Annotated in this window: 7 protein-coding genes and 2 pseudogenes; 6 read left to right on the top strand and 3 right to left on the bottom strand. The window is 35.3% G+C overall.

Annotated features, from left to right (window positions below; all coding sequences use genetic code 11):
• Window positions 1-273: pseudogene (locus AC061C_RS14685) on the bottom strand (DUF3298 and DUF4163 domain-containing protein); the annotation flags it as partial.
• Between the two features lie 192 nt (window positions 274-465).
• Between AC061C_RS14685 and AC061C_RS14680 the strand changes: the two are divergent.
• On the top strand, window positions 466-1,611 hold the full coding sequence (locus AC061C_RS14680; RefSeq protein ID WP_478291796.1) for a cystathionine gamma-synthase: 1,146 nt from the start codon (window positions 466-468) through the stop codon (window positions 1,609-1,611).
• A 68-nt stretch (window positions 1,612-1,679) separates the two neighbouring features.
• Here the strand turns inward: AC061C_RS14680 and AC061C_RS14675 are convergent, their stop codons facing one another.
• A complete protein-coding gene (locus AC061C_RS14675; RefSeq protein WP_478291795.1) occupies window positions 1,680-2,483 on the bottom strand; it encodes a THC0290_0291 family protein in 804 nt (267 codons plus the stop codon).
• Window positions 2,484-2,759: 276 nt separating this feature from the next.
• Here AC061C_RS14675 and gdhA point away from each other — a divergent pair, with 276 nt between their 5' ends.
• The 4 genes from gdhA to AC061C_RS14655 all read left to right on the top strand — a co-directional run bounded on the left by gdhA (window position 2,760) and on the right by AC061C_RS14655 (window position 8,087).
• Window positions 2,760-4,103, top strand: a complete 1,344-nt coding sequence (gene gdhA / locus AC061C_RS14670) for an NADP-specific glutamate dehydrogenase (protein ID WP_309756852.1) — start codon at window positions 2,760-2,762, stop codon at window positions 4,101-4,103.
• A 134-nt stretch (window positions 4,104-4,237) separates the two neighbouring features.
• Window positions 4,238-6,526: a type IX secretion system anionic LPS delivery protein PorZ gene (porZ, locus tag AC061C_RS14665; protein WP_478291794.1), complete on the top strand. Its 2,289-nt coding sequence runs from the start codon at window positions 4,238-4,240 to the stop codon at window positions 6,524-6,526.
• 72 nt (window positions 6,527-6,598) lie between these two features.
• Window positions 6,599-7,312 (top strand): DNA repair protein RecO, encoded by a 714-nt coding sequence (gene recO / locus AC061C_RS14660; protein WP_478291793.1) that lies wholly within the window; start codon window positions 6,599-6,601, stop codon window positions 7,310-7,312.
• A gap of 310 nt (window positions 7,313-7,622) precedes the next feature.
• Window positions 7,623-8,087, top strand: coding sequence for a hypothetical protein (locus AC061C_RS14655; protein WP_478291792.1), 465 nt, complete (start codon window positions 7,623-7,625; stop codon window positions 8,085-8,087).
• Window positions 8,088-8,332: 245 nt separating this feature from the next.
• Here AC061C_RS14655 and AC061C_RS14650 read toward each other — a convergent pair.
• Window positions 8,333-8,497: pseudogene (locus AC061C_RS14650) on the bottom strand (IS91 family transposase); the annotation flags it as partial.
• A gap of 498 nt (window positions 8,498-8,995) precedes the next feature.
• Here AC061C_RS14650 and AC061C_RS14645 point away from each other — a divergent pair.
• Window positions 8,996-9,607 carry a hypothetical protein gene (locus AC061C_RS14645; protein WP_478291791.1) on the top strand — a complete coding sequence of 204 codons (612 nt, stop codon included), beginning with the start codon at window positions 8,996-8,998 and terminating at the stop codon, window positions 9,605-9,607.
• Window positions 9,608-9,906: the final 299 nt, after the last annotated feature.

Below are 9,906 nucleotides of genomic sequence, written 5' to 3'. Positions count from 1 at the left end.
AAAAGAGGCTAGTAATCCTGTGTAATCTGTTGAGGTGTATGGTTTCTCGCCAAAATAAACAATCTCTTTCAATACCGAAAACACTTTTTTATTAACGCTGTCAGCTACAATAAGGTCGTTTTTTGCAACAGGAATTTTTACAGTTATTTCAGGGCAATTTTGTTTGCAGGGTAAAGTTGTTGTTTTTTGAAAAGATTGGTCTTTAAATGTCAATTCATTCGAACAACTGGTTATTAAAAAAAAGAATATAGCAAAAACTACAGGGTGTTTCATCTCATAATTGTTAATTATATACAAAGGTATCAACTTGTGGCTTGGTTAAAATAAATTAATGGGTAAATTTGTCACTTTATTTAGCATTAAAATTCAAAAGATATGAAATGAGCATGAATGTAAATTGGTCGCAAGCACCAATGAAAATATGCGAATTACATATGACCTTTAAAAAACAATAAATTTATAGATATGAAATTCAATACAAAGGTTATTCACGGCGGACAGCATCACGATCCAAGTACTGGTGCGGTTATGCCACCAGTATATCAAACATCAACATTTATACAAACTAGTCCAGGTAAGCCTTTAAATCCGGATTACGAGTACAGTAGAGCTGCAAATCCAACTAGAAGTGCACTTGAAAATGCTTTGGCGAGTATAGAAAATGGAACTCGTGGATTGGCTTTCTCATCAGGATTAGCCGCTACAGATTGTGTTTTGCGTTCTTTTAAAGCAGGTGACGAAATCATTGCTATGGACGATTTGTATGGTGGAACCTATAGAATGTTTACCCGTATTTATAAGGATTCCGGAATAAAATTCCATTTTGTGGATATGAATGACATCGAGAAATTCAAGTCATTAATCAACGAGAATACAAAATTGGTTTGGGTAGAAACACCTACAAATCCTTTGATGAAATTGGCCGATATTCAAGAAATCGCTGCCATCACAAAAGAGAAAAAAATTCTTTTTGCAGTAGACAATACTTTTGCAACGCCTTATTTGCAGAAACCATTAGATCTAGGAGCTGATATCGTAATGCACTCGGCTACAAAGTATTTAGGAGGGCATTCTGATGTTATTGCAGGGGCGTTAATTGTAAAAGACGAAGCGCTTGGAGAACAATTACACTTTCAACAATTTGCAACTGGAGCTACACTGGGACCAATGGATAGTTTCTTGGTGCTTAGAGGAATAAAAACCTTGCATTTGCGTGTAGAAAGACATTGCGAAAATGGAGGGAAAGTGGTAGAGTTTTTAAACAATCACCCAAAAGTAAAAACAGTATACTACCCGGGATTACCAAGCCATCCGTATCATGAAATTGCCAAAAAACAAATGAGCGGTTTTGGAGGAATGGTGTCGTTTACTTTTGTTTCTGGCAAAAAGGAAGACGCTGTTGATTTTCTAGAAAAACTGAAAGTATTCACTTTAGCCGAATCATTGGGCGGAGTAGAGTCGCTGGCAAATCATCCTGCACTGATGACACACGCTTCCATTCCAGAAGACAAACGAAAAGAAATTGGTATTACTGATGACTTGGTTCGTTTAAGTGTTGGAATCGAAGATGCTGCAGATTTAATAGAAGATTTGAAGCAAGCATTAGCTTAATAAATACAAAAAGCCCCAACGCTAATAACAATAGTCTTGGGGCTTATTTTTTTATACTTTTTGCGGTATTAGTCTAAGTAGCGAATGTATCCCACATTAAACCAAACCAACCAGTCATTTGCTTTGTTTTCTTTATAAATTTCGGGATTAGGATTCAATCCATCCACCCAATTGGAGAAGAAATACTGTAATCGTAAATCTACCAATAAATCGGCAGAATCATCTAGTTTATATCGAGTTCCTAGACTCGTTACAACGGACAAGACCGTATTTTTTTCGGTAGAAAATCCGAAAGGTCGGCCTTCACTCGGAGTTAAATATTTTGGGAATGTAGTGGCAGGAGTTCCCAGAGGACCTAGTGTTGATGAAGCCTTGGCGTCATAATAACTAATTTGGCCACCTAAACTTACAAAGGGAGCAAAACTTCCAGTAACCGCTGTAAAATCACGAATACTCAGTGGGAAATATTCTAATTGCATGCCAAAATTAGCAACTGATGTACTTCCAGACATCGCTCGTAATTGTTGCGCATCAAGCGAGGTTTTCTTGGGATCTACATATTTTCCAAAATGTTGTAGTTCCGTTTTATTGAATGATAGCTCTGATCTTAATTTAAAATGTTCATTAAAATACGTTCTTGAGGTATAATTATAATTCGAATCGTACGTGAAGTTTAAAAAATGAACAATTCCTATTCCTATTCCAGTATTGCCAGCGTTAGTCTTTAAATCATTACGCTTACCATAATCAGATTGAAAAGCGATTGGCCCAGCAATTATTCCTATTTCATGCGAAAATCCATCAAATTGCGCATATGAATCAGCTGAAAATCCAAAACAGATTAATAAAAGAAGGATTGTTTGTTTTATCATCGGAGGTATCTTTCTAATCTTCACAAATATATAAAAAACATCAGGTACATTTATAGTTAAAAACAGAAATTAAAAATAAGCAGTCATATTCTTATTTACTTACGAAAGTGGTAGTGAATTCGTTTAAATTAAGATATCCTAAATACAATTGTTTAAAAATGCCTAATAAAAAGATAATTCTATCTATAAATTATTAAAAAGGGAGTCCGAATATTTTATAAAATGTATCTTTGTGAATTATAACGAAATCGTTTTCTTAATTAATTATAATAATCTATGTCATTAAAAATAAATGATTTTATGGCTCAAGTTGAAGCCAAAAATCCAAATGAACCTGAATTTATACAAGCTGTTAGGGAATTTGCAGAGACTGTTATTCCATTTATCGCAGAGCAAAAAAAATATGACGGCAAAAATCTACTTTTAAGAATGTCTGAACCAGAGCGTTCAATCATATTTCGAGTTCCATGGGTAGATGACAAAGGGGAGATTCAAGTAAACAGAGGCTTTAGAATTCAAATGAATTCAGCAATTGGTCCATACAAAGGTGGAATTCGTTTTCATCACACTGTAAATTTATCAGTGCTTAAATTTTTAGCATTTGAACAAGTATTCAAAAACAGCTTGACTACTTTGCCAATGGGTGGAGGAAAAGGAGGATCTGATTTTGATCCACAAGGAAAATCGGATGCTGAAGTAATGCGTTTTTGCCAGTCATTCATGACAGAATTGTGCAGACATATTGGTCCACAACTGGATGTCCCTGCAGGAGATATTGGAGTAGGAGCTAGAGAAATTGGCTATTTATTTGGTCAATACAAAAGAATTAGAAATGAATTCACAGGAGTTTTGACCGGTAAAGGATTGGCTTACGGAGGATCATTAATTAGACCAGAAGCAACAGGCTACGGAGTAGTTTATTTTGCAGAGCAAATGCTAAACACCATCGATCAAAAAATTAAAGGAAAAACAGTTTCGATTTCTGGTTTTGGAAACGTGGCTTGGGGAGTAGCTTTAAAAGTAAATGATCTAGGCGGAAAAGTAGTTACTATTTCTGGTCCTGACGGGTATATTTATGACGAAGAAGGAATTTCTGGCGATAAAATAGATTTTATGCTCGAAATGAGAGCAAGAGGTGATAACAGAGCCGAAGCCTATTTAGAAAAATATCCAAACGCAGTTTTCCACAAAGGAAAAAGTGTTTGGGAAGTAAAAGTTGATATTGCAATTCCGTGTGCTACTCAAAATGAGTTGAACGAAGAGGATGCAAAACACTTAATCGCAAATGGCGTTATGTGTGTAACGGAGGCAGCAAATATGCCATGCACTCTAGAAGCGATCAAGTTGTTCTTGAAAGCGAAAGTACTTTTTGCACCAGGAAAAGCAGCAAATGCTGGAGGAGTAGCTGCTTCAGGATTAGAGATGACTCAAAACTCTATTCGATTGAACTGGACTAGTGAAGAGGTAGACGGTAGATTGAAAGAGATCATGGTTGGTATTCACAATCAATGTAAAAAATACGGAACCGATTCAGAAGGATACGTAAACTACGTAAAAGGAGCTAACGTTGCTGGATTTGTAAAAGTTGCTGATGCTATGCTTGCTCAAGGAGTGGTATAAAACAAAGCTTCAATAATTTTCAAAGCCTTTCATCGACCAGATCATTCTGGATAAGATGAAAGGCTTTTTTTTATGTAACAAAATGCTAAGACTTCCGTTTGGTTTATATTTGCAATTCAACAGTCGCGCTAATAATGAAAAAGAACGTTTTATTTTTTTTGCTGATATTTTTTACCCAAAATAGTTTTGCCCAGGAAAATTTGTCTTGGCAAGGTTATTTTTCATACACAGATATCAAAGATTTGTCAGCATCAACAACACAAGTTTTTGCAGCTTCTGAAAATGCTTTATTCTCCAAGAATCTCACAACAAACGTAGTCAAAACTACCAATACCATTGATGGTCTTTCGGGACAAACGATTTCTGCATTATACTATAGCGCAGCAAGCAATAAAACCTTGGTAGGGTACGAAAATGGACTTATAATTGCAATCAATGAGACCGATGGTACGCTATTGAACATTGTAGATATTATCAATAAACAGCTTCCTCCTAATATAAAGAAAATCAATCATTTCATGGAAATTGGCGGAACCGCCTACGTTTCCTGTGATTTTGGGATTGTTCAATTCAACTTGGCAACTATGCAATTTGGGGATACTTATTTTATTGGTGACAATGGTGCCGAAATTATAGTAAATCAAACAGCAGTGTACAATGGTTTTATCTATGCAGCCACAAATAGTGGTATTCGTAGAGCGGCGGTAACCAATAAAAATTTGATAGACTACAGGCAATGGGAAACTATAGCTACAGGGAATTGGTCTAGTGTACTAGTTTTTGGTGCTGATTTGTATGCTATCAATGGAGCAGGTTCTGTGCATAAATTTGATTCAGTATCCAATACTTTTGTGGGTTTTATTGTTCTTCCTCAGTCCGCTGTTGACGCAAGATCAACCGATAATTATCTGATCATAACTACTAGGAATAGTGTTTATATTTACAACAATCAGATGGCATTAGTGCGCCAAATAAACTCCAATCAGATTACGAATAGCAATCCACTTTTCTCGTGCGCCACCATAATAGGGGATTCCGTTTTTATTGGAACAAAAGAAAACGGATTGATTGTGGCTGCATTGTCTAGTGCCGGGATTTTTGAGAATATAACACCGCTTGGTCCTACTCGGAACAATATATTTTCGCTTCAAGCAACTGCCACTTCTTTGTGGGCGGTATATGGAGATTATACAGCCGATTATAATCCGTATCCGTTGGATAGTTACGGAATCAGTAAATTTAATGCCAATGGCTGGTTGAATATTCCTTATAAAGATGTTTTGGGCGCGCAATCATTGACCCGTATTCTTGTGAATCCTAGTAATGAAAATGAAGTATATGCGAGTTCTTTTTTCTCGGGATTACTCAAATTAGAGAATGATATCCCAAAAATTTTATACAATCAGACGAACAGCGGTTTAGAATCGTTAACCTTTGTGGGTCCAACATATATTGACATTAGGATAAATGGAACTGCATTTGACAAATCAGGAAACTTGTGGGTTACAAACAGTCGAATAAAAAATGGATTAAAAGTTTTGAAAACCAACGGTCAATGGCAAAGTTATGCCATGGATGGAATTTTAGCATCGCCAAATGACAATAATTTTGGCACTATAGCCATTGATAAAAATGGAACAAAATGGCTTTCAACCAATAGCGATGGCGTGGTTGGTTTTAATGAAAGTACCAATACATTTAAGAAAATAACGGCAGGATCTGATACGGGAAATTTACCGTCTGCAAATGTTAGAACCGTTGCAATAGATACCAGAAATCAGTTGTGGATAGGCACAACCAAAGGATTGCGGGTTTTGCCCAACGTGGGAAATTTTCAAACGGAAGACCAAATGAAAGCGAATCCTATCATTATCTTAGAGGATAACTTAGCTCAAGAATTATTATTCGAACAGTTTATTACTGATATAGCTGTTGATGGAGCTAATAACAAGTGGATTGGCACTGCCGATTCTGGTTTGTTTTTAGTCTCACCAAACGGTCAGGAAACCATGTATCATTTTACGATAAATAATTCGCCGCTACCCAGCAATGTGATTAATGATGTTGCTATTAATAATCTCACAGGCGAAGTTTTTATTGCTACTTCCAAAGGATTGGTCTCTTTCAAAGGGACTGCAACGATAGCAAATGATGATTTAAGCAAAGTTTATGTGTATCCAAATCCCGTGCGACCAGAATATACGGGAACTGTTAAGGTTGCTGGATTGTTAAATAAAGCAAATATTAAGATCACCGATATCGAAGGCAATTTAGTGTACGAAACTACGTCAGAGGGCGGAACAATCGAATGGGATACGACCGCTTTTGGCAAATACAAAGTAGCCTCAGGAGTGTATATGATCTTTATTTCGGCACAAGATGGCGTGGAAACCAAGGTCAAAAAAGTAATGATAATCAGGTAATTTGTTTTTGGTTTTGAGTCTGGTTTGTCTTTACAATCTGAAACTTTAAACTTTAAACTTTAAACAAAAAAAATGCTTGTAAAAACAAAAGCCATCGTCCTTTCCTCTTTAAAATTTCAAGAAAAAAGCTTGATTGTAAAATGTTTTACGCTGTCTCACGGCTTGAAATCGTATTTTGTTCGGGATGCTTTTTCAGGAAGGAAATCAAATCAAAAAATTGCTTATTTCCAACCCTTAACCATTCTCGAAATCGAAGCCGTTCATAAAAACAAAGGCACTTTAGAAAATTTCAAGGAAATAAAAATCGCTTCGGCTTTTCATTCCATTCATTCTGATATTTACAAAAGTACAATGGTGATGTTCATTTCAGAAATGCTGCATCATTCCATTCATGAAGAGGAAGAAAACGAATCACTTTTTACCTTTTTAGAAACCGCATTACATTGGCTAGACAACCACGATGAAATAGCTAATTTTCACTTAATTCTATTATTAGAAACCACCAAATATTTGGGTTTTTACCCCGATACTTCGGATTTGGATATGCCTTTTTTCGAAATGATCGAAGGTGTTTTTACACCTTTTCATGCCGTTAGTTCGCTCACGGAACATGAAAGCAATTTGTTTAAAAAACTGATTGATTTAAAATTCGACAACAGTCAAAAAATATTCCATGTCATAGAACGGCAAATCCTTTTAAGAATACTGATTGATTACTATAGTTTTCACTTGGATGGCTTTAGAAAACCCAAATCACTGGATGTTTTAAAAGAGGTTTTCTCCTAAATTCTTGGGCGTGCCCCTACGTAAAAACTCCGGGTCAGGCTGTCCGCTGTATCTTTTATTCCGTAAACTCCATAAAAGGATGCCGCTTCCATCCTTCACGCGAAACTACATGATAAATGGTACAAAAACAATAAACTTGTAGCTCATTTTGTAGTATTAGTTTGTATATTAGCAATGAAATAACGCGTTATAAAGCAACTACAAAGCGCTTTGTTTTGGGTGTATATGCGCAATAAAGTTGCGCATTTTTTATAGTTGGCGGTAATACAAACTTTTGAAACGTATAAAAAATTTACAAATAAAATTATAAATGTATCAATTTGGACAATTTACTGGTAAAATAGTTTTAATCCTTTTTTTAATTCTTGTAATTTCTGCATTAGGCATTAGGAATAAAAAAAGTCTTCCTCTAATTTTATTATTCATTTTTGGGTGGACTTTATATGTTTTACCTATGGAATTAAGGCCTTTTTTTAAGGGAAATTCTACTGTATTATTTTGGTTTGGTATAATACCTAGTTTTGGGTGCGCATTTGCTTTACCTATATTTTGTCTGAGAAATAAGAGCCTTAATTATATTGAGTCAAAACGTAAACTATTGATTTATAGCTTCTATACCTTTGGACTACTTTTGGCATATGAATTATTAGAACTTATTAAGGGTTTAGGAACATTTGATTGGCTTGATTTAATGATGACTATACTCGGTCTTGTTACTTTGAATATAATATTCCAGAATTTAAAATCTAAATTTGAACCAATTTTTGAAAAGTAATTATTTCAATAGAATGTACTACCGCCAACAGCTAGAGTTTCGTTGCGGCTGCAAGCCAAACAATGAAACTCCGGTTGAACGGAACCGGTCACGGGCAGGAACTATGGAGTTATCGTAAAGTTATTTGAGTAAATTTCAAGAGGATTAAGTGTCCTCTTTTTTTGTGAAGTAAAATCAAGATGGTTTTTACGTGTTTTCCTTTGACGAAGTTTCGGGTTTAGGCATACGTGCCCTTACCCACAAAATTAGCTTTTACAGGGAAAGGAGTTTTGGCCACCGCCAAGATACCATGCAGGTGGACCACGCTGGTCAAAAACCGCTATGCGGCGTAAATTGCCCGTTTTGCAACACGGACATTTAGGCAAAAAAGGCTTCTTTTCTACTTTTTCTAACACTTTTACTTTGAGTTTCCCCGCTGCTCGAAGTGTCCTTAAAAAAAACGTACTTAAAGACTGCGGGCTGCTGCGCGAATGTCTCTGACCGCGCCATTTTAAACCCGCTGCTCGAAGTGTCCTTAAAAAAAACGTACTTAAAGATCGCGGGCAGCTGCGCGAATGTCTCTGACTTCGCGCCATTTTAAATCGTTTTGCCATCCGTAAACGTGATAAAAGTCTCACGACTTTTTACTATAACTATCCTTAGAATAATTAGCGTTTCAAAAGGGATAAAAAAATACTAAGTAACAGTTTGGATTATTTTGTAGTTTTTTGGTTTTATTTAAAATGGAGTATTATGATTTAGCACTTGACGATTTGAGTTTAATAAGACATCTACGAAAAAGTCGGGAGACTTTTATTAGATTTACGTGTAACAAGAACATTCAAGAAAAGGTCGAAGTCGGGAGACTTCGCCGAGCGGGAAATATTAAGAGTAACCTCAATGAAAAATTAAAATTTAAACACAAGATAATGAAAACAAAAATTAAATTATTATTGATCTTTTTAGTGTTGTCTAATATCGCATTTGCCCAAAACGAAGTCAAAATGACTAATAACTATGGTAGTGAAAATATCGATATTCAAGGTCTCATTGACTTTGAGAATATTTACATAGAAAGATTGAATTTAGAGAGCAAAGAATTAAATGGAAAATTTATTACTGTAAGCATAGAAGAATACAAAAACGGAAAATTGAAAAACACATCAATATTATTTGATGGTTCTGAAAGTGATTATTTTAAAATTGATTCCAACAAAGAATCCTTAAAATTCTTTTTTAAAATGACTGATGGAAAATTAAAGGCTTATATAAAAGGACAAAAATTTGGAAGTAAAAAATCATTCTTTAAATTATATGAAGAATCTGAAAAATATGCATTGAAAGATTTTTTTGGGACAAAAAAAGAATTAAACCTAGATATTAATAAAAAAAATGCAGTTTTTGCCATTATAACACCAACAATTCACAAAGATGGTTCGGGTTCATATTGTGAAGTTGCACAATCAAATATAGCAGCTGATAAACTGGGGGAACATTTTAATATTCCACATTATTTCATAGTCAACATCGAATTTAAATAAAAGACTTCTTCTATATCTACTAGCCCGGATTTACTTCGTTGGTTCGATATCGCTAGTTTTCAATCTGGGCCCGCAAAAATTAGCAGCTTTTTCCAATCGAGCGTAGTCGAGATTCAGTTCTAGCCCCGCTGCTCGAAGTGTCCTTAAAAAAAAAGTACTTAAAGACTGCGGGCTGCTGTGCGAATGTCTCTGACTTCGCGCCATTTTAAATCGTTTTGCCATCCGTAAGCGTGATAAAAATCTCAGGACTTTTTACTATAACTATCCTTAGAATAATTAGCGTTTCAAAAGGGATAAAA

This window comes from Flavobacterium sp. GNP010, assembly GCF_056428945.1.
Note: the sequence above shows the minus strand (reverse complement) of the source record. Positions and strands in the feature narration are given on the sequence as shown.